Here is a 20,852-nt window from a genome sequence, read left to right as displayed (position 1 = left end):
AAATGACTTCCGTCCCAGCGGCGGAGACGCAGGCGGTATCCACCGTGTCGCAGGCGGCCATGCAATCCGTGATGCGCCGCCAGCGGATGCAGGACTGGATCTTCCACAAGGTAACGATGACGTTTGCCTTGTCGGTGCTGTTCGTGCTGATCGGTATCATCATCTCGCTGGCCATGGGTGCCTGGCCGGCGCTGAAGGAATTCGGTCCCGGCTTCGTGACCCGCGTCGAGTGGGATCCGATCAATGACCAGTACGGGGCGCTGATCGCCATCGTCGGCACGCTGGCCACCGCCGGCATCGCCCTGCTGATCGCCTTCCCCATCAGCTTCGGCATCGCGCTGTTCCTGACGGAGATCTGCCCGGTGTGGCTGAAGCGCCCGCTGGGCACGGCCATCGAACTGCTGGCCGGCGTGCCGTCGATCATCTACGGTATGTGGGGCCTGTTCGTGTTCGTGCCGCTGTTCGGCGACTACGTGCAGCCGCTGCTGAAGTCCACGCTGGGCCAGCTGCCGTTCATCGGCGTGCTGTTCTCCGGCCCGACGATGGGCATCGGCATCCTGACCGCCGCGCTGATCCTGGCGATCATGATCATCCCGTTCATCTCTTCCGTGATGCGCGACGTGTTCGAGATCGTGCCGGCCGTGCTGAAGGAATCGGCGTACGGCCTGGGCTGCACGCGCTGGGAAGTGGTGCGCAAGATCGTGCTGCCATACACCAAGACCGGTGTCGTCGGCGGCGTGATGCTGGGCCTGGGCCGCGCGCTGGGCGAAACGATGGCCGTCACGTTCGTGATCGGTAACGCCAACAAGCTGTCCGCGTCGCTGTTTGCGCCGGGTAACAGTATCGCTTCCACGCTGGCCAACGAATTCGGCGAAGCCGCCACGACGCTGCATGTGTCGTCGCTGTTCGCCCTGGCGCTGATCCTGTTCGTGATCACGTTCATCGTCCTGACCGCCGCCAAGCTGATGCTGGCCGGCATGTCCCGTAAAGAAGGTGTCAAATAATGTCGACCGCCGCCGTCAAATCCCCCATGAATCCCGTCTACCGGAGGCGCCTGTGGACGCACCGCATCGGCATCGCCATGTCGATCGGCGCCATGTCGATCGGCGTCATCGTGCTGCTGTGGATCCTGGCCACGCTGCTGATCAACGGCCTCGCCGCACTGACACCGGCGCTGTTTACCGAAACCACGCCGGCTCCCGGCAGTGAAGGTGGCGGCCTGATGAACGCGATCGTCGGCAGCCTGCTGATGGTCGGCCTGTCGACGCTGGTGTCCACCCCGATCGGCATCCTGGCCGGCATCTACCTGGCCGAATACGGCGAGGAAAACAAGGTGGCTGCCGTGACCCGCTTCGTCACCGACATCATGCTGTCCGCGCCATCGATCGTGATCGGCCTGTTCGTCTACGCGCTGTATGTCGCCAACGTGAATCACTTCTCCGGTTATGCCGGTTCGCTGGCGCTGACGCTGATCGCCGTGCCGGTGGTCGTGCGCACCACCGACAACATGCTGCGCCTGGTGCCGAACAGCCTGCTCGAAGCGGCCTTCGCACTGGGTGCGCCGCGCTGGAAAGTGGCGACGCTGGTGCGCCTGCGCGCCGTCAAGGCCGGCGTGGTGACTGGCGTGCTGCTGGCCGTGGCCCGCGTCACCGGCGAAACGGCACCGCTGCTGTTTACCGCGCTGTCGAACCAGTTCTTCAACGCCGACATGAACAAGCCGATGGCCAACCTGCCGTACGTGATCTACCAGTTCGCGATGAGCCCTTATGACAACTGGCGCGACCTGGCCTGGGCCGGCGCGCTGCTGGTCACCTTCAGCGTGCTGGCACTGAACATCCTGTCGCGCACGGTCTTCTCGCAGAAGATCCCGAACTGACGATCGGCGCAGCATCCGGCGAATCCATCATCGAATTCTATACAAGAGAACAGCACATGAACGCGCAAGCGACCGCAGCCGCAAAATCGGCATCGAAGATCATCGAGATCAAGAACCTCAATTTTTTCTATGGCAAGACCCGCAGCCTGCACAACGTCAACCTGGATATCCATGAGCGCCAGGTGACGGCCTTCATCGGCCCGTCGGGCTGCGGCAAGTCGACGCTGCTGCGCACGCTGAACCGCATGTACGACCTGTATCCCGGCCAGCGCGCGGAGGGCACGATCGCCTACCGCGGCACCAATATTCTCGAAGGCAGCCAGGACGTGAACATGCTGCGCGCCAAGGTCGGCATGGTGTTCCAGAAGCCGACGCCGTTCCCGATGTCGATCTACGACAACATCGCTTTCGGCGTGCGCCTGTATGAAAACCTGTCGAAAGGCGAAATGGACGAGCGCGTCGAATGGGCGCTGAAGAAGGCCGCGCTGTGGACCGAGGTCAAGGACAAGCTGGGCAAGAGCGGCTTGTCGCTGTCCGGCGGCCAGCAGCAGCGCCTGTGCATCGCCCGCGGCGTGGCCGTGAAGCCGGACGTGCTGCTGCTCGATGAGCCGACCTCGGCACTGGACCCGATTTCCACGTCGAAAGTGGAAGAACTGATCAGCGAGCTGAAGCAGGATTACACGATCGCCATCGTGACCCACAACATGCAGCAGGCCGCCCGCTGCTCCGACTTCACCGCCTACATGTACCTGGGCGAACTGGTCGAGTTCGGCGAAACGGACCAGATCTTCATGAACCCGGCCCGCAAGGAAACCCAGGACTACATCACCGGCCGCTTCGGCTAATCGGAAGGGAAAATACAATAATGATTGGCGAACATTCCTCGAAGGCCTACGACCACGACCTGGAAGCGATCCGCTCGAAGGTGCTGCTGATGGGCGGCATGGTCGAAACGCAATTCCTCGACGCGATGACCTGTTTCCGCATCGGCAACCAGGAGCGCGCCGAGCGCGTGATCCGCGAAGACGATGCCGTCAACCAGCTCGAAGTGCAGCTGGACGACCAGTGCAGCCACCTGATCGTTCGTCGCCAGCCGGCCGCGAACGACCTGCGCACGATCATGGCCACGATCAAGGTCATCACCGACCTGGAGCGCATCGGCGACGAAGCCTCGAAGATCGCGCGCACCGCGAAAAGCCTGCACAGCCGCGGTGCCGTCACGGTCAACCATTATGAAATGGTGCGCAACATCGCCACCGCCACCAGCGACATGCTGCACGACGCGCTGGATGCGTTCGCCCGCAACGACCACAGCCAGGCCGCCCAGCTGATCGCCCAGGATGCGGTGATCGACCATGAGTTCCGCACGATCATGCGCAACCTGATTACGTTCATGATGGAAGATCCGCGTACAATTTCGGCTGCGCTGGACACGATGTGGGTTGCCAAGGCGATCGAGCGCATCGGCGACCATGCCAAGAACATTGCCGAGTACGTGATCTACGTGGTGGAAGGCGTCGACATCCGTCACAGCAGCCGCCCGGTAGCGGCCGGCGAAGGAACCAGGGAAGACTGAACGACAGATGGCAGCGGATAAAACGACAGTACTGATTGTTGAAGATGAACCGGCGATTGTCGAGCTGGTCACGTTCTCGTTACGCGAGTCGGGCTGGAACGTCAGCTCGGTGCAGAGCACGCAGGAAGCATGGGATTTCATCCATGAGCGCAAGCCGCAGCTGATCCTGCTCGACTGGATGCTGCCGGACCAGACCGGCCTGCGCCTGCTGGCGCGCATCCGCGGCGACCGGCATTTCGCCGACATCCCGATCATCATGCTCACGGCGAAGAGCATGGAGGAAGACAAGCTGGCGGGCCTGAACAATGGCGCCGACGACTACATCACGAAGCCGTTTTCGCCGCGCGAACTGCTGGCCCGTTCGCGTGCGCTGCTGCGCCGCAAGAGCCCGGAACATGCCGATACGGCCATGCGCGCCGGCCCGATCACGCTCGACCCGGTCAGCTGCACCGTATCGCTGGGGCAGGGCAAGATCGATATCGGCCATGCCGAATACAAGCTGCTGAAGTTCTTCCTGGCGCACCCGGAACGGGTCTTCTCGCGCAGCCAGCTGCTCGACAAGGTGTGGGGCGACCACGTGGTGATCGAGGAACGCACGGTCGACGTGCACGTGCTGCGCCTGCGCAAGGCGCTGAAGGAAGCGGAACACCTGATCAAGACGGTGCGCAGCGTCGGCTACATGCTGTCCGAGAAAACATGAACCCCAAGTTCGTGTTCTGGGTACCGGTCGCCATCCAGATGACGGCCGGCGCGTTCGGCATCGGCCTGTTGTGGTGGTGGTTCGGCATGCTGCCGGCGCTGTTGACCGCGCTGGCCGCCCTGGGCACGATGGTGCTGGTGCAGTTGCATTACCTGTACCAGCTGTCCGGCTGGCTCGACGAACCGAACAGCGCCAAGCTGCCCGATGGCTGGGGCGAATGGACGCCGGTGTTTTCCCGGCTGTACCGGCTGCGCCGCGACGACGAGAAAAACCAGGCCGAGCTGACCGAGTGGCTGGCCCGCTTCCGCCAGGCGATGCACCTGCTGCCGGACGGCGTGGTGATCATGGACGACGTGCTGTTCCTCGAATGGTGCAACCCGGCCGCCGAAGAACACCTGGGCCTGCGGCACGACCGCGACAAGGGCATGCGCGTGACGAACCTGGTGCGCAGCCCCGATTTCATGGACTACCTGATCCTGGGCCGCTACGACCAGCCGCTGGTGCTGTCGTTCCGCGGGCGCAAGCTGATCACGCACATCATTCCGTTCGAGAACCGCCGGCAGATCCTCGTCACGCACGACGTCACGGAAAGCGAGCGTACCGACATGATGCGCCGCGATTTCGTCGCCAACGCCTCGCACGAACTGCGCACGCCGCTGACGGTGGTGCTGGGCTTCCTGGAAATCGCCGCCGCCGAGCAGCTCGACGAGACCACGCGCCAGGCCCACCTGAAGCTGATGATGGACCAGGCCTACCGGATGCAGCACCTGATCGAGGACATGCTGACGCTGTCGCGCCTGGAATCGATCGACCATCCGGTGCGCGCCGAGCGCGTCGATATCGGCAACCTGCTGGACAAGGTGCGCCGCGATGCGCTGGCGCTGTCCGCCGGCAAGCACGAGATCGTGCTCGAGATGGACGGCGGCGACGTGATGGGCAGCACGGATGAGCTGTACAGCGCGTTCGGCAACCTGGCCGCGAACGCGGTACGCTACACCCCCGCCGGCGGTACCGTGTCCCTGAAGTGGGAGGATACGGCGGCCGGCGTGCGGTTCACCGTGCGCGATACCGGCATCGGCATCAGCCCCGAGCACATTTCCCGGCTGACCGAGCGCTTCTACCGGGTCGACAAGAGCCGGTCGCGCGAGACCCAGGGCACCGGCCTGGGCCTGGCGATCGTCAAGCACGTGCTGCTGCGCCATAACGGCACGCTGTCGATCAGCTCGGAGCCGGGCAAGGGCAGCACCTTCACCGTGAACCTGCCGAAGTCGCTGTCGGCAGCGCCCCATCCGGCGCCGGCGCCTGCCGCGGCGCTGTCCGTGAACTGATACAATCTGCCGTTTGAGCGCGCGCCGATGCGCGCGTTTCCGGCGCGCCGCTGTTCCTGCGCCCCAACCGAAGCAGATTGACACCGATGTTCCTGAAACGATTGACCGCGTACGCGCTGGCCGCGGCCTTCCTGGCCGGCTGTGGCAGCGCTCCCATTGCGCCGGGCGCCGGTCCGGCCGTTGTGCCGCCGGTTCCCGGCGCCGCCGCGCCGGGAGCAGCCGGGACGCTGCCGCCGGTGATTCCGCCCGCGCTCGGCGATCCAACCCCCACGCTCCACAATCCCGCGCCGCCGCAGCGCAAGGTGAAGATCGGCCTGGCGCTGGGCGGCGGGGCCGCGCGCGGTTTCGCGCATATCGGCGTGATCAAGGCGCTGGAGGCCAACGGCATCATGGCCGACGTCGTCGTCGGCACCAGTGCCGGCAGTGTCGTCGGCGCGCTGTATGCCGCCGGCAACAACGCGGGCGCCCTGCAGAAGATGGCATATGCGATGGACGAGGCGGCGATCTCGGACTGGGCACTGCCGCTGTTCGGCACCAAGTCCGGCGTGCTGAAGGGCGTCGCGCTGCAAAGCTACGTCAACAAGGCCGTCAACCAGCGCCCGATCGAAAAACTCAAGCTGCCGTTCGGCGCCGTCGCGTCCGACCTGAAGACGGGCCAGCCGATCCTGTTCACGCGTGGCAATACGGGGCAGGCGGTGCGCGCCAGCTCGGCCGTGCCGGGCGTGTTCCAGCCAGTCACCATCGGCCAGCGCACCTACGTGGACGGCGGCCTGGTCGCGCCCGTGCCGGTGCGCTTCGCCAAGGAGATGGGCGCCGAGTTCATCATCGCCGTCAACATCAGCACGCAGACCGAGGCGCAGGCCGCCGTCTCGTCGCTCGAAGTGATCATGCAGACGTTCTCGATCATGGGCCAGCGCATCAACCAGTACGAATTGCGCGATGCCGACGTGGTGATCCAGCCGCCGCTGGGCAATATGGCCAGCAACGACTTCGCCAGCCGCGCGCGGGCGATGCAGGCCGGCGAAAAGGCCACGCTGGCACTGATGCCGCAGATCAAGCAGAAACTGAAGGCGCGGCGCGAATCGCCTGCCGTGGCCGTGAAGTGATTGACCGTAGTAAGTTCATCAACCGAAGGAAGAATCCCATGCAAAGCAAGCCTTACCTGACACTGGCCGATGTGAAGAAGATCGCCGCCGCCGCCGAAGCCGAAGCGCTGTCCAACGGCTGGGCAGTGTCGATCGCGATCGTCGACGACGGCGGCCACCTGCTGTGGCAGCAGCGCCTCGACGGCGCCGCGCCGCTGAGCGCGCACATCGCCCCGGCCAAGGCCAAGACGTCGGCACTGGGCCGCCGCGAAACCAAGGTCTACGAAGACGTGATCAACAAAGGCCGCTATGCGTTCCTGACGGCGCCGGAAGTGGAAGGCCTGCTGGAAGGCGGCGTGAACATCGTCGTCGACGGCCATACCGTGGGTGCGGTGGGTGTGTCGGGCGTGGCTTCCGACCAGGATGCGCAGATCGCCAAGGCCGGCATCGCCGCGCTGGGCTGATTTTCCGCCAACCTCCGTCTGGACTCTTCGGCGCCGGCTGCTAATCTGTAAGCCGGCACAGCTGAAGCGGCGGCGCCCGCCGCCGCATCCACGAAGTTCCATGCTTCTCCAACGGACGGAGGTTTCCCATGAAACGTGCATTGGCCGGGCTCGCGCTCGGCGTGCTGTTGTGTTCTCCCGCCATCGCCGCGACCAGTATCGACACGGCGGCATTCACGATCACCTACGTCGACGGCCCGGTGCCGGAAGACTGGAGCATCACGCAGGTCGACGTGTTTCCCGACACGTACAGCTTTTCGCTCGATACGCTGAACCAGCACCTGGCCGTGGAAGCCCACGACATCGCCGGCGCCGGGGCCACTGCCGACCAGAACTTCTGGAGTGCGCTGCGGCTCGACATCGATGCCGGTTACCGCGTATCGCGCATCATGCTGACCGGTGTCGCCTTCGGCCAGATGGCGCCGGGGCAGCTGCCGGATTTCCCGCCGGGCATCGTCCACAACGAAGCAAACGCCCACCTGACCGTCGGATCGACGACGTGGAGCGCGCTGCACACCGACATCGGGGCGGAAAACCCGATCGACGTGTCGACGCCGGTGCTGGACCTGACCGGCATGGCCGATGTCGGCATCTCCGGCATGCTGCTGGCGCAGGCCTGGGGTGTCGAGGGCGGCGGCGCGTTTGCCGAGTCGATCGCGTCGGCATCGCTGTACAGCCTGGTGCTGCACGTGGAAGTGTCGCCGATTCCCGAGCCGCACGCGTTCCTGATGCTGGCGGCGGGCCTTGGCATCGTCGGCTGGGCCGCGCGGCGGCGCGACCGGCTTCCTGGGCAAAGCAAGCGGGACGGTTAGCGGCACGGTAGTGGCATGGTAGTGGCATGGCAGTGGCATGATAAGCGGCGCGGCAGATCGCCGGCGGGGCGGGCGGACGGTCGCCATGGCGGCGCCGCCCATGCGCGTTACGGCCTAGAATGGGCCGGTCGATTAGCTGCCCGCCATTGCCGAGTGGACTTCTTTGAGTTATAATTCAAAGGTTTAGCCAATACTTATCTACCGTAGCGCCTACCACATCATCCCATTCTCATCCGACTCGCAGCCTGGCCTAGCCCGGCTAATTTTTTATGCGGGTCGCTGACGTGGCGCGGCTACGGTAACTTTACAGGAGTTGCCCTTGCCGCCATTTTTTTCTGGCCCATCCGTTCCAGCCATCCTGGCTCTTGCCGATGGTACCGTCTTCAAAGGTTATTCGATCGGCGCCGCCGGTCACACCACCGGTGAAGTCGTCTTCAACACGTCCATCACCGGGTATCAGGAAATCCTGACCGACCCCAGCTATTCGCGCCAGATCGTCACGCTGACGTATCCGCACATCGGCAACTACGGTATCAACACCGAGGACGTCGAGGCATCGAAAGTCCACGCCGCCGGCCTGATCATCCGCGACCTGCCGCTGCTGGCATCGAACTTCCGTTCCACGCAGTCGCTGGGCGACTACCTGAAAGCCGAGAACGTGGTGGCCATCGCCGGCATCGATACCCGCAAGCTGACGCGCCTGCTGCGCGAAAAAGGCGCGCAGGCCGGTGCCATCCTGACCGGCACGCAGGGCAACGAACCTTCGGTGGCGCAGGCTGTCGAACTGGCCCGCTCGTTCCCGGGCCTGGCCGGCATGGACCTGGCCAAGGTCGTGACCACCCAGGCCGCCTACGAATTCACCGAGACCGAATGGACGCTGGGCGAAGGCTACGGCAAGTCGGAAAACCCGCGCTTCCACGTGGTGGCGTTCGACTATGGCGTGAAGCGCAACATCCTGCGCATGCTGGCGCAGCGCGGCTGCAAGGTTACCGTGCTGCCGGCGCAATCGACCGCGGCCGATGCGCTGGCGCTGAACCCGGACGGCATCTTCCTGGCCAACGGTCCCGGCGATCCGGAACCGTGCGACTACGCCATCCGCGCCACGCGCGAACTGATGGAAAAGAAGATCCCCACGTTCGGCATCTGCCTGGGCCACCAGATCATGGCGCTGGCCTCCGGCGCCAAGACGCTGAAGATGAAGTTCGGCCACCACGGCGCCAACCACCCGGTGCAGGACCTGGATTCGAAGCAGGTGCTGATCACGTCGCAGAACCACGGTTTCGCCGTGGATGCCGCGACCCTGCCCGACAACTGCCGCGTCACCCACGTGTCGCTGTTCGACGGTTCGCTGCAGGGCTTTGCCCGCACCGACACCCCCGCGTTCTGCTTCCAGGGCCACCCCGAAGCATCGCCTGGCCCCACCGACGTATCGTATCTGTTTGACCGCTTCATCTCGATGATGGAAGCAGCGGAGAAGAAATAAAAATGCCAAAACGTTCAGACATTAAAAGCATCCTGATTATCGGCTCCGGCCCGATCGTGATCGGCCAGGCCTGCGAATTCGACTACTCCGGCGCGCAAGCCTGCAAGGCGCTGCGCGAGGAGGGCTATAAAGTCATCCTGGTGAACAGCAACCCGGCGACGATCATGACCGACCCGGAAATGGCCGACGTCACCTACATCGAGCCGATTACCTGGCAGGTAGTGGAACGCATCCTGGCCAAGGAACGGCCCGACGCGATCCTGCCGACGATGGGCGGCCAGACCGCGCTGAACTGCGCGCTGGACCTGCACAACAACGGCGTGCTGGCCAAGTACAACGTGGAGCTGATCGGCGCCACGCCGGAAGCGATCGACAAGGCCGAGGACCGTTCCAAGTTCAAGGACGCGATGACCAAGATCGGCCTGGGTTCGGCCCGTTCCGGCATCGCCCACTCGATGGAAGAAGCCTGGAAAGTGCAGCGCGAGATGGGCTTCCCGACCATCATCCGGCCATCGTTCACGATGGGCGGCAGCGGCGGCGGCATCGCCTACAACGAGGAAGAGTTCGAGCAGATCTGCAAGCGCGGCCTGGAAGCCTCGCCCACCAGCGAGCTGCTGATCGAAGAGTCGCTGCTGGGCTGGAAAGAGTACGAGATGGAAGTGGTGCGCGACAAGGCGGACAACTGCATCATCATCTGCTCGATCGAGAACCTCGACCCGATGGGCGTGCACACCGGCGACTCGATCACCGTGGCACCGGCGCAGACGCTGACCGACAAGGAATACCAGATCATGCGCAACGCCTCGCTGGCGGTGCTGCGCGAGATCGGCGTGGATACGGGCGGCTCGAACGTGCAGTTCTCGATCAACCCGAAGGACGGCCGCATGATCGTCATCGAGATGAACCCGCGCGTGTCGCGTTCGTCGGCGCTGGCGTCGAAGGCCACCGGCTTCCCGATCGCCAAGGTCGCCGCGAAGCTGGCCGTGGGCTTCACGCTCGACGAGCTGCGCAACGAGATCACCGGCGGCGCGACCCCGGCGTCGTTCGAACCGTCGATCGACTACGTCGTCACGAAGATCCCGCGCTTTGCATTTGAAAAATTCCCGACCGCCGACGACCACCTCACCACGCAGATGAAGTCGGTGGGCGAGGTGATGGCGATGGGCCGCACGTTCCAGGAATCGTTCCAGAAGGCGCTGCGCGGCCTGGAAGTGGGCGTCGATGGCCTGAACCAGAAGACCGTGGACCGCGAGAAGCTGGAAGAGGAACTGGGCGAGCCGGGTCCGGAGCGCATCTGGTACGTGGGCGATGCGTTCGCCCAGGGCTTCACCATGGAAGAAGTGCACAACCTGACCAAGATCGATCCGTGGTTCCTCGTGCAGATCAAGGAAATCGTCGACCTGGAACTGTGGCTGGATACGCAGAAGCTCGACAACCTGGACAAGAACACGCTGTACCGCCTGAAGCAGAAGGGCTTCTCGGACCGCCGCCTGGCCTACCTGCTGCAGACCACCGACACGGCCGTGCGTGAAAAGCGCCGCGAACTGGGCATCCGCCCGGTGTACAAGCGCGTCGACACCTGCGCCGCCGAATTCGCCACCAACACCGCATACATGTACTCCACGTACGACGAGGAGTGCGAATCGAACCCGACCGACAAGAAGAAGATCATGGTGCTGGGCGGCGGCCCGAACCGGATCGGCCAGGGCATCGAGTTCGACTACTGCTGCGTGCACGCGGCGCTGGCGATGCGCGAGGACGGCTACGAGACCATCATGGTCAACTGCAACCCGGAAACCGTGTCGACCGACTACGACACGTCGGACCGCCTGTACTTCGAATCGCTGACGCTGGAAGACGTGCTGGAAATCGTCGACCTGGAAAAACCGGTCGGCGTGATCGTGCAGTACGGCGGCCAGACGCCGCTGAAGCTGGCACTCGACCTGGAAAAGAACGGCGTGCCGATCGTCGGCACGTCGCCGGACATGATCGATGCGGCCGAAGACCGCGAGCGTTTCCAGAAGCTGCTGCAGGACCTGGAACTGCGCCAGCCGCCTAACCGCACTGCGCGCACGGAAGAAGAAGCCCTCAAGCTGGCCCAGGAAATCGGCTACCCGCTGGTGGTGCGTCCTTCGTACGTGCTGGGCGGCCGCGCGATGGAAATCGTGCACGAGCAGCGCGACCTGGAGCGCTACATGCGCGAAGCGGTGAAGGTGTCGAACGATTCGCCGGTGCTGCTGGACCGCTTCCTGAACGATGCGATCGAGTGCGACGTGGATTGCATCTCCGATGGCGAGACCACCTTCATCGGCGGCGTGATGGAGCACATCGAGCAGGCCGGCGTGCACTCGGGCGACTCGGCGTGCTCGCTGCCGCCGTACTCGCTGTCGCAGGAAACCATCGACGAACTGAAGCGCCAGACCGCGCTGATGGCCAAGGGCCTGAACGTGGTCGGCCTGATGAACGTGCAGTTCGCGATCCAGAAGCAGGAAATCGACGGCGTCGAAAAAGACGTGGTGTTCGTGCTGGAAGTGAACCCGCGCGCGTCGCGCACGGTGCCGTTCGTGTCGAAGGCCACCGGCCTGCAGCTGGCCAAGATCGCCGCGCGCTGCATGGTGGGCCAGACGCTGGCGTCGCAGGGCATCACGCAGGAAGTCGTGCCGCCTTACTACAGTGTCAAGGAAGCCGTGTTCCCGTTCGTGAAATTCCCGGGCGTGGACACCATCCTCGGCCCTGAAATGAAGTCGACCGGCGAAGTGATGGGCGTGGGCCAGACGTTCGCCGAAGCGTTCGTGAAATCGCAGCTGGGCGCCGGCGTGAAACTGCCGAAGTCCGGCAAGGTGTTCCTGTCCGTGAAGGCTTCCGACAAGCCGCGCGCCGTGAAGGTGGCGCGTGACCTGGTCGAGGCTGGCTTCACGCTGGTCGCCACGAAGGGCACGGCGGCCGTGATCTCGGCGGCGGGCATTCCCGTAACGCCCGTCAACAAGGTCGTCGAAGGGCGTCCGCACGTGGTCGACATGATCAAGAACCACGAGATCGCGCTGGTCATCAACACGGTCGAGGAAAAGCGCAGCGCCATCGTCGATTCGCGGGCGATCCGCACGTCGGCCCTGCAATCGCGCGTGACGACGTACACGACGATCGCGGGCGCCGAGGCCGCGGTGGCCGGTATCCGTCACCTGGACGAGTTGCAGGTGTACGATTTACAAGGACTGCATAAGTCTTTACACTAAGCCTCATTGCGGGTCGTTGCAGGCTCGCTCCAAGGCTGTAGTCGGAACCGAGCCAGACTCGGTCCCGACCCAATACAGAGCCCGCGCCGAAGCATGGCGCGGGCTCTGTGCTTTTTCAATTACCCAAGAGACGACACATGAATTCTGTTCCCCTCACTAAATACGGCGCCGAACTCCTGAAGGAAGAACTGCACCAGCTGAAGACCAAGGAACGCCGTATCGTCATCGATGCGATCGCCGAAGCGCGGTCGCATGGCGACCTGTCGGAAAACGCCGAATACGATGCCGCGAAAGAGCGCCAGGCTTTCGTCGAGGGTCGCATCGCCGAGCTCGAAGGCAAGCTGTCGAGCGCGCAGATCATCGATCCGGCCACGCTGGACGCGGAAGGGCGCGTGGTGTTTGGCGCCACCGTCGACCTGGAAGACCTGGAATCGGGCCAGAAAGTCAGCTACCAGATCGTCGGCACCGATGAGGCCGACATCAAGGTCAACAAGGTTTCCGTCACGTCGCCGATCGCCCGCGCGCTGATCGGCAAATCGGCCGGCGACGTCGTCGAGGTGCAGGCCCCGAGCGGCCCGCGCGAATACGAAATCCTCGAAGTGCACTACGTCTGATGCTGGCGAAGGTGCGGCTCCTGGTCGCGGTGGCATGGGCCGGCAGCCTGTGGACCGTCGGCTACCTGGTGGCGCCGACGCTGTTCGCGACGCTGTCCGACCGCGTGCTGGCCGGCACGATCGCCGGCGCGATGTTCCACTCCGAGGCGATGCTGTCCCTGGGCTGCGCGCTGGCGCTGCTGGTGCTGCTGAAGTTCGCGACGCCGGACTGGACGCCTGCGCGGCGCCGCACCGTGCTGGCGCTGGTGGCGGCGATAGCGCTGTGCACCGTCGTCAGCCATTTCGGCCTGCAGCCGATGATGGCCGAACTGCGCGCCGCGGCGGGCCCGGGCGGCGTGATGGAATCGGCCGCCAAGTCGCGCTTCGGCATGCTGCACGGGATTTCCAGCGTGATCTACCTGGTGCAGAGCTTCCTGGCCGGCTGGCTGATCCTGAAGCAGTAGTTTCCTGAAAAGTGGGGACGGAGGAGGGCGGGCTCGCATGCCCGCATCGCGCCGCAGGCGAGGAGCGGTGCTCCTCGAAACCCCTGCCGTGCCCCGTTTTCAGGCAATAAAAAAGCGGGCAATGCCCGCTTCGGTCGTGCTGGTCAGGCAGCTCAGCCGACGTTTTTCTTGGTGCTGGTCTGGCGCTTTTTCGCGCGCTTGATCGTGCCGCCTTCGGTGACGCGCTCGTTGCCTTTCAGCATGACCTTGCTGACGGACGGCTTCTTGGTGCCGCTGGCGCTGGGCTTGACGATGGTGACCATGCGCATGCCCTTGCCGGTTTTGCCGGTACGGGCTTTCTCGGCTTCCTTCTTCGGACGGTACAGCACCAGCAGCTTGCCGATGTGCTGGACGGGAGCGGCGTCGAGTTGCGCGCAGATGGTTTCGTACATTTCGATGCGGGCTTCGCGATCGTCGCCGAACACGCGGACCTTGATCAGGCCGTGGGAATCCAGTCCCAGTTCGATTTCCTTCATCACGGCCTCGGAAAGGCCGGCTTCCCCAATGAGGACGATGGGCTTGAGCGCGTGGGCTTCTGCGCGCAGGGCGCTGCGCTCAACAGGGGTCAGATTCAACATAATGGTTTATAGGTAGTTCTCTTAAAGGCAGTATTCTACGCGAATGGCAAAGAACAAATTAAACAAAAACTGGTTACACGACCATATTAACGACCCTTACGTGAAGGCTGCGCAGAAGGATGGCTACCGGGCCCGGGCCGCATACAAGCTCAAGGAGATCGACGAAGACGAGAAGCTGGTCCGGTCGGGCCAGGTGATCGTCGACCTGGGCTGCACGCCCGGCAGCTGGGGCCAGTATGTGCGGCGCAAGCTGGCCGGCAAGGAAGGCGGCGGCATCAATGGCACGATCATCGGTCTCGATATCCTGCCGATGGAGCCGATCGCCGACATGCATTTCATTCAAGGCGATTTCCGCGAGCAGGAAAGCGTCGACCAGCTGGCCGCGCTGCTGCAGGGCCGCAAGGTCGACCTGGTGTTGTCGGACATGGCGCCCAACCTGTCCGGCATTGCCAGTGCGGATGCGGCCAGGATGGAAGACCTGATCGACCTGGCGCTCGAATTCTCGCAATTGCACCTGAAACCTGGCGGCGCGCTGCTGGTCAAATGTTTCAAGGACATGGGCTTTTCGCAGATCGTGGAAAAGTTTCGCCATGAATTCAAGACCGTCACGCAAAAGAAGCCGAAGGCGAGCCGTGATAAATCCTCGGAAATCTTCCTGCTCGGACGCGGCCTGAAGCAGCCGGCCGAAAACTGACTTTCCGGCTATGCGGCCATGCGGCTTTCCGGTTTTCCGGCTTTCCGTCGTCCGTCGGGCGACAAATCCCTCAAATGCTGGAAATATTGCGCGGCGGGCTTGTAATTCGCGCGGAAAGCCGCACATCGAGCGCGTGCAGCATGTTTTGTGTGCCACCGGCGCCCGTTTTCAAGCGGGCGGTTTGGTGTTTTGACACGTGCGCGACCGCTTTCGCGCACCTTTAGGCCGCTTTGTAGCGCGCTTTGGCCTAATGCGGGTAAAATCGAATTTCTGCTACAGGTAACAGGTGCGCCAGCATCCAAGGAGTTTTCGTGAATAACATGTTTTCCAAATCCGCCATCTGGGTTGTCGTAGCCCTGTTGTTGTTCATGCTGTTCAAGCAATTCGACAACCACAGCATCTCCGGCGGCAGCAAGACCATCGCGTATTCCGACCTGCTGGATGAGATCAAGGCGAAGCGCATCAAGGACCTCGTCATCGAGGGCAGCACCATCACCGCGACGAAGACGGACGACACGCGCGTCCGTACCACGTCCACCTACCTGGATCGCGGCCTGATCGGCGACCTGCGCGACAACGGCGTGCGTTTCGACGTGCGCCCGCCGGAAGAACCGTCGTTCCTCCAGCAGGTGTTCGTCTCGTGGTTCCCGATGCTGCTGCTGATCGGCGTCTGGATCTTCTTCATGCGCCAGATGCAGGGCGGCGGCAAGGGCGGGGCATTCTCGTTCGGCAAGTCGAAGGCCCGCATGCTGGATGAAACCAACAACACCGTCACGTTCTCCGACGTGGCCGGCTGCGACGAAGCCAAGGAAGAAGTGACGGAGATCGTCGACTTCCTGCGCGATCCGACCAAGTTCCAGAAACTGGGCGGCCGCATTCCCCGCGGCGTGCTGATGGTCGGTCCTCCGGGTACCGGCAAGACGCTGCTGGCACGGGCGATCGCCGGCGAAGCGAAAGTACCGTTCTTCTCGATTTCCGGTTCGGACTTCGTTGAAATGTTCGTCGGCGTGGGTGCGTCCCGCGTGCGCGACATGTTTGAAAACGCCAAGAAGCATTCGCCGTGCATCATCTTCATCGACGAGATCGACGCGGTCGGCCGTCACCGCGGCGCCGGCATGGGCGGCGGTAACGACGAGCGCGAGCAGACGCTGAACCAGTTGCTGGTCGAGATGGATGGCTTCGAAGCATCCTCCGGCGTCATCGTGATCGCCGCCACCAACCGTGCCGACGTGCTCGATAAAGCGCTGCTGCGTCCGGGCCGTTTCGACCGCCAGGTCTCCGTGGGCTTGCCGGACATCCGCGGCCGCGAGCAGATCCTGAACGTGCACATGCGCAAGGTGCCGATCAGCACCGACGTGAAGGCCGATATCCTGGCCCGCGGCACCCCGGGCTTCTCCGGCGCCGACCTGGCCAACCTGGTCAACGAGGCAGCCCTGTTCGCCGCACGCCGCAGCAAGCGCCTGGTGGACATGGCCGATTTCGAGGATGCCAAGGACAAGATCTTCATGGGCCCGGAACGCAAGTCGATGGTGATCCGCGAAGAGGAACGCCGCAACACGGCGTACCACGAATCCGGCCATGCCGTCGTGGCGAAGCTGCTGCCGAAGGCCGACCCGGTGCACAAGGTCACGATCATGCCGCGCGGCTGGGCCCTGGGCCTGACCTGGCAGCTGCCCGAGCACGACCGGATTTCGGGCTACAAGGACAAGATGCTGGAAGAAATCTCGATCCTGTTCGGCGGCCGTATCGCCGAGGAACTGTTCGTCGGCCAGATGTCCACCGGCGCATCGAACGACTTCCAGCGCGCCACGAAACTGGCCCGCTCGATGGTCACCAAGTTCGGCATGTCCGATTCGTTGGGCGTGATGGTCTACGAAGACGAGGCAAACGAAGGCTTCCTGGGCGGCAGCAACAAGACCATCTCGGAAGCCACGCAGCAGAAGGTCGATGCCGAGATCCGCAGTATTCTCGACACGCAGTATGCGCTGGCTCGCAAGCTGCTGGATGAAAACCGCGACAAGGTCGAGGCGATGACGAAGGCGCTGCTCGACTGGGAAACCATCGACGCGGACCAGATCAACGACATCATGGCCGGCAACGAGCCGCGTCCGCCGAAGGCCGGCGTCACGCTGCGCAAGCAGCCGAACGGCGACGGTCCGTCGTCCGCTTCGCCGAACGCCACCGCGCCGGCGTAATACAACTGCCGATGCCGTGTACCTGAAAGGGTGAGGAGCGATCCTCGCCCTTTTTATTTGCGAATTTACTTTCCGAACGCATTTGGCGGCGCATTTGTCCAATTTGTTTGTCGAACTTGCCCGTCAAACTTCTTCATCAAATTATCCGTTCAAGTCATTCATCGCAGTCATCCTGTAGAAATCATGTCCCGCATTCCTTTCGGCCGCCACCTCCTGGCGGCCAACCGTGCCCTCGTGATGGGCATCCTGAACGTCACTCCCGATTCGTTTTCCGATGGCGGCAAGTTCGCCGCGCTGGATTACGCGCTGTCCCATGCCGAGCAGATGATCCGCGACGGCGCCGACATCATCGATGTCGGCGGCGAGTCCACGCGTCCCGGCGCGCCGCTGGTACCGGCCGAGGAAGAGCTGCGCCGCGTGCTGCCGGTGCTCTACGCGCTGCGCGAATGCGGCACCCCGGTCTCGCTCGATACCTACAAGCCCGCACTGATGAAGGAAGCCGTGCTGGCCGGCGTGGACATGATCAACGATATCAACGCCTTCCGTGCGCCGGGTGCGATCGAGGCCGTGCGCGACAGCGACTGCGCGCTCTGCATCATGCATATGCTTGACAAACCTGCAACAATGCAGGATAAACCTGCCTATGACGATGTCGTACTGGAAGTGACCGCATTCCTGCGTGAACGGATCGACACACTGGCGGCAGCAGGCATTGACCGGCGTCGCCTGTGGATCGATCCGGGGTTTGGTTTCGGCAAGACCGTCGAGCATAATTACGCTCTGCTCAAGGCTGGCAGGCGCATGGTCGACGAGCTCGGGGTGCCGCTGCTGGCCGGCGTGTCCCGTAAATCGATGATCGGCGCCGTGACCGGCAAGCCTGTCGAAGGGCGGCTGGCCGGCAGCATCGGCGGTGCGCTGGCCGCCGTCGCCAATGGTGCCCGCATCGTTCGCGTGCATGACGTCGGCGAAACGGTCGACGCATTGAAGGTATGGCACGCAGCAACTGGCAACTAAGTGAACACTAACTGAAGAGAACAACATGGCACGTAAATATTTCGGAACCGATGGTATCCGTGGACTGGTTGGCGAAGCACCGATCACGCCGGATTTCGTGATGCGCCTGGGTTACGCCGCCGGCAAGGTGCTGGCGCGCACGGTCACGGCCGGCGCCGTCCGGCCTACCGTACTGATCGGCAAGGACACGCGCATTTCCGGCTACATGCTGGAAGCGGCGCTGGAAGCGGGCTTCGCGGCCGCGGGCGTGGACGTGATGCTGGCGGGCCCGATGCCGACGCCCGCCATCGCCTACCTGACGCGTGCCTTGCGCCTGTCGGCCGGCGTCGTGATTTCGGCGTCGCACAACCCGTTCCAGGATAACGGTATCAAGTTCTTCTCCGAGCAGGGCACCAAGCTGCCGGACTCCGTCGAACTGGCCATCGAGGCGCAGATCGACCAGCCGATGGGGTGCGTGCCGTCCGAAAAACTGGGCCGCGCCAAGCGCCTGGAAGACGCGCGGGGCCGTTACATCGAATTCTGCAAGAGCACGTTCCCGAACGAGCTGGACCTGCGTGGCCTGAAGATCGTCGTCGACAGCGCCCACGGCGCCGCCTTCAACATCGCACCGCACGTCTTCCATGAACTGGGCGCCGAAGTGGTGTCGATCGGTAACAAGCCGGACGGTTTCAACATCAACGAAGGCCATGGCGCCACCGCGCCGAAAGCCATGGCTGCCGCCGTGCTGGCGCACGATGCCGACCTCGGCATCGCGCTGGACGGGGATGCGGATCGCCTGATCATGTGCGACGCGAACGGCCGCCTGTACAACGGCGACGAGCTGCTGTACGTGATGGTGATGGACCGCCTGGCAACGGGCGAAGTGAAAGGCGCGGTCGGCACGCTGATGACGAACATGGCCCTGGAAGTCACGTTCAAGGAAAAAGGCATCGGCTTCGCGCGCGCCAAGGTGGGCGACCGCTACGTGCTCGAGGTGATGAAGGAGAAGGGCTGGATCCTGGGCGGCGAGGGCAGTGGCCATCTGCTGGCGCTGGACAAGCACACCACGGGCGACGGCATCGTTTCCGCGCTGCAGGTGCTGTCGGCACTGAAGCGCAGTGGCCAGACGCTGGCACAGATCGCCGGCCAGCTGGAACTGTTCCCGCAAACGCTGATCAACGTGCGCGTGCCGGCCGGCTTCGACTGGCAGCAGAATGCCGCGATGGTGGCCGAGAAGGAAGCCGTCGAGCGCGAACTGGGCGACAGCGGCCGCGTGCTGATCCGCGCTTCCGGTACCGAACCGCTGATCCGCGTGATGGTCGAAGCGCGCGATGAGAGCCTTGCGCAGAAGTGCGCCCGCCGCATCGCCGACAAGGTCGAAGTGCCCCAGGCCGACGCCGCCTGATGACTGGCGCACTACGGGCGTCGATTGACGCCCGTAGTGCCGAGCGGTTATCATTTTGCTCCGACAGCGGGCGCCAGCCCGCTTTTCAATTGCCGGCAAAGCTGCCGCGCTCCCCGCGTCATTCTTTTCTGCCCATAGCTCAGCTGGATAGAGCAACGGCCTTCTAAGCCGTAGGTCGCTGGTTCGAACCCAGCTGGGCAGGCCAGTCACCGCCGCACCGCCTTGCCGCCTTGATTTCCCGGCCGTTCGGTCACATTTGCTTACCATCGAAACACCGCCGTTGCGCGTGCGAAGTGCGCCCGGCGCTATGCTGAACTTGCCGGTGCGCCGGCCATCAGCGAGGTCATCCATGCACGAAGAACACATCACATCGGACCAGGCACTGCGCAGCGATGCCGCCACTGCCGCCGTTATCGAGGAAGCGCTGCGCCTGTGCGCCAGCGAAGGCATCGATGGCGCGATACGCTATATGGAAGAGCACCATCTCGACCGCAAGACAATCTTGCGGGTATTGTGCTCGCCGAAGTTTCACCGCTGATTCAGTGTCATTGCAACAACAATCTTTACCCACAAATAGTTGTCGTCGTTATAATGACACGCTTCTGATTCGGAGAGTGTCATGTCGGAGATCCGGTTTTCCAGCAATTACCAGGACCTGAGCCAGTCGTCCGGCGTCGATGCCGGCTTCCAGTTCGAGTTCTATTGCGAGCGCTGCAGCGATCGCTGGCGCACCCACTACAAGCCGTATCGCAGCGGCCAGGCATCCGGCTGGATCCAGAAGGGCGCCAGCATTTTCGGCGGCCTGCTGGGCAATGCCAGCACGGTGGTGAGCGGCATGGCCCAGGCGGGCTGGCACAGTGCCCGCGACGATGCTTTCAAGGAAGCGATTGCCGACGCCAAGGAGCACTTCAACCGTTGCGGCAACTGCCACGACTACGTGTGCGAACCGTGCTTTGACGGCGCCAATGGCCTGTGCTTCAACTGCGCGCCGAATGTGCAGGTGAAGATCACCCAGGCCCGCGCCCAGGGCGAAGTGCGCAGCGCGGCCGATCGCGCGGCAACGGAAGGCGAAAGCCGCGGCACCCGTCACGACGTCAGGCAGGACATGCAGCTTGTTTGCCCCCAGTGCCGCGCCGAAACGCACGGCGCCAAGTTCTGCCCCGAATGCGGCTACAAGATGGCGCAGCAGGTAGCGTGCACCGCGTGCTCCACGCTGCTGCAGCCCGGCACGAAATTCTGTACCGAATGCGGCCACCGGCAAAGCGGAGCCGCCTGAGCGCTCATGAAGGCCCGGT

Annotated in this window: 20 protein-coding genes and 1 tRNA gene; 20 read left to right on the top strand and 1 reads right to left on the bottom strand. The window is 63.6% G+C overall.

Annotation, left to right across the window (positions count from 1 at the left end; translation table 11 throughout):
• Positions 1–59 precede the first annotated feature (59 nt).
• From pstC to FHS02_RS12780, 13 genes are all read left to right on the top strand, one after another.
• Entirely contained in the window at positions 60–1,004 is a 945-nt protein-coding gene (gene pstC / locus FHS02_RS12840) for a phosphate ABC transporter permease subunit PstC (protein WP_371861493.1), read from the top strand.
• Positions 1,004–1,876 carry a phosphate ABC transporter permease PstA gene (gene pstA, locus FHS02_RS12835; protein WP_137311893.1) on the top strand — a complete coding sequence of 291 codons (873 nt, stop codon included), beginning with the start codon at positions 1,004–1,006 and terminating at the stop codon, positions 1,874–1,876. The genes pstC and pstA overlap by 1 nt, the downstream gene beginning before the upstream one ends.
• A 56-nt stretch (positions 1,877–1,932) precedes the next feature.
• Positions 1,933–2,721 carry a phosphate ABC transporter ATP-binding protein PstB gene (gene pstB / locus FHS02_RS12830; protein WP_137311894.1) on the top strand — a complete coding sequence of 263 codons (789 nt, stop codon included), beginning with the start codon at positions 1,933–1,935 and terminating at the stop codon, positions 2,719–2,721.
• A 20-nt stretch (positions 2,722–2,741) separates the two neighbouring features.
• Positions 2,742–3,452 (top strand): phosphate signaling complex protein PhoU, encoded by a 711-nt coding sequence (gene phoU, locus FHS02_RS12825; RefSeq protein WP_137311895.1) that lies wholly within the window; start codon positions 2,742–2,744, stop codon positions 3,450–3,452.
• Between the two features lie 7 nt (positions 3,453–3,459).
• A complete protein-coding gene (locus tag FHS02_RS12820; RefSeq protein ID WP_137311896.1) occupies positions 3,460–4,152 on the top strand; it encodes a response regulator in 693 nt (230 codons plus the stop codon).
• A complete protein-coding gene (phoR, locus tag FHS02_RS12815) occupies positions 4,149–5,480 on the top strand; it encodes a phosphate regulon sensor histidine kinase PhoR (protein ID WP_137311897.1) in 1,332 nt (443 codons plus the stop codon). The genes FHS02_RS12820 and phoR overlap by 4 nt, the downstream gene beginning before the upstream one ends.
• Before the next feature lie 86 nt (positions 5,481–5,566).
• Positions 5,567–6,586 (top strand): patatin-like phospholipase family protein, encoded by a 1,020-nt coding sequence (locus FHS02_RS12810; RefSeq protein WP_137311898.1) that lies wholly within the window; start codon positions 5,567–5,569, stop codon positions 6,584–6,586.
• 38 nt (positions 6,587–6,624) lie between these two features.
• The gene (locus FHS02_RS12805) at positions 6,625–7,029 is read left to right on the top strand and encodes a GlcG/HbpS family heme-binding protein (protein WP_137311899.1); all 405 of its coding nucleotides are present in this window, start codon (positions 6,625–6,627) and stop codon (positions 7,027–7,029) included.
• Positions 7,030–7,157: 128 nt separating this feature from the next.
• On the top strand, positions 7,158–7,880 hold the full coding sequence (locus FHS02_RS12800) for a PEP-CTERM sorting domain-containing protein (protein ID WP_137311900.1): 723 nt from the start codon (positions 7,158–7,160) through the stop codon (positions 7,878–7,880).
• Between the two features lie 319 nt (positions 7,881–8,199).
• Positions 8,200–9,363, top strand: coding sequence for a glutamine-hydrolyzing carbamoyl-phosphate synthase small subunit (carA, locus tag FHS02_RS12795; protein WP_137311901.1), 1,164 nt, complete (start codon positions 8,200–8,202; stop codon positions 9,361–9,363).
• Positions 9,364–9,365: 2 nt separating this feature from the next.
• Positions 9,366–12,596, top strand: coding sequence for a carbamoyl-phosphate synthase large subunit (gene carB / locus FHS02_RS12790; protein ID WP_137311902.1), 3,231 nt, complete (start codon positions 9,366–9,368; stop codon positions 12,594–12,596).
• A 137-nt stretch (positions 12,597–12,733) separates the two neighbouring features.
• The gene (greA, locus tag FHS02_RS12785; RefSeq protein ID WP_130185134.1) at positions 12,734–13,210 is read left to right on the top strand and encodes a transcription elongation factor GreA; all 477 of its coding nucleotides are present in this window, start codon (positions 12,734–12,736) and stop codon (positions 13,208–13,210) included.
• Complete coding sequence (locus tag FHS02_RS12780) at positions 13,207–13,653, top strand: DUF4149 domain-containing protein (protein WP_137311903.1); 447 nt, start codon at positions 13,207–13,209, stop codon at positions 13,651–13,653. The genes greA and FHS02_RS12780 overlap by 4 nt, the downstream gene beginning before the upstream one ends.
• Positions 13,654–13,805: 152 nt before the next feature.
• Here the strand turns inward: FHS02_RS12780 and yhbY are convergent, their stop codons facing one another.
• Entirely contained in the window at positions 13,806–14,270 is a 465-nt protein-coding gene (gene yhbY / locus FHS02_RS12775; protein ID WP_137311904.1) for a ribosome assembly RNA-binding protein YhbY, read from the bottom strand.
• A 43-nt stretch (positions 14,271–14,313) separates the two neighbouring features.
• Between yhbY and FHS02_RS12770 the strand changes: the two genes are divergently transcribed.
• From FHS02_RS12770 to FHS02_RS12740, 7 genes are all read left to right on the top strand, one after another.
• Positions 14,314–14,964, top strand: coding sequence for an RlmE family RNA methyltransferase (locus FHS02_RS12770; protein WP_137311905.1), 651 nt, complete (start codon positions 14,314–14,316; stop codon positions 14,962–14,964).
• Between the two features lie 311 nt (positions 14,965–15,275).
• On the top strand, positions 15,276–17,159 hold the full coding sequence (gene ftsH / locus FHS02_RS12765) for an ATP-dependent zinc metalloprotease FtsH (RefSeq protein WP_137311906.1): 1,884 nt from the start codon (positions 15,276–15,278) through the stop codon (positions 17,157–17,159).
• A gap of 183 nt (positions 17,160–17,342) precedes the next feature.
• Positions 17,343–18,173, top strand: coding sequence for a dihydropteroate synthase (folP, locus tag FHS02_RS12760; protein ID WP_221403853.1), 831 nt, complete (start codon positions 17,343–17,345; stop codon positions 18,171–18,173).
• A 25-nt stretch (positions 18,174–18,198) separates the two neighbouring features.
• The gene (glmM, locus tag FHS02_RS12755) at positions 18,199–19,557 is read left to right on the top strand and encodes a phosphoglucosamine mutase (protein ID WP_137311907.1); all 1,359 of its coding nucleotides are present in this window, start codon (positions 18,199–18,201) and stop codon (positions 19,555–19,557) included.
• Between the two features lie 128 nt (positions 19,558–19,685).
• Positions 19,686–19,762, top strand: a tRNA-Arg gene (locus FHS02_RS12750).
• 144 nt (positions 19,763–19,906) lie between these two features.
• A complete protein-coding gene (locus FHS02_RS12745) occupies positions 19,907–20,095 on the top strand; it encodes a hypothetical protein (RefSeq protein WP_137311908.1) in 189 nt (62 codons plus the stop codon).
• A gap of 81 nt (positions 20,096–20,176) precedes the next feature.
• Positions 20,177–20,833, top strand: coding sequence for a zinc ribbon domain-containing protein (locus tag FHS02_RS12740; RefSeq protein ID WP_137311909.1), 657 nt, complete (start codon positions 20,177–20,179; stop codon positions 20,831–20,833).
• Positions 20,834–20,852: the final 19 nt, after the last annotated feature.

This window comes from Pseudoduganella umbonata, assembly GCF_014192225.1.
Classification (GTDB): Bacteria; Pseudomonadota; Gammaproteobacteria; order Burkholderiales; family Burkholderiaceae_D; genus Rugamonas; species Rugamonas umbonata.
The sequence above is the reverse complement of the archived record's forward strand: the minus strand, read 5'-3'. Positions and strand labels throughout refer to the sequence as shown.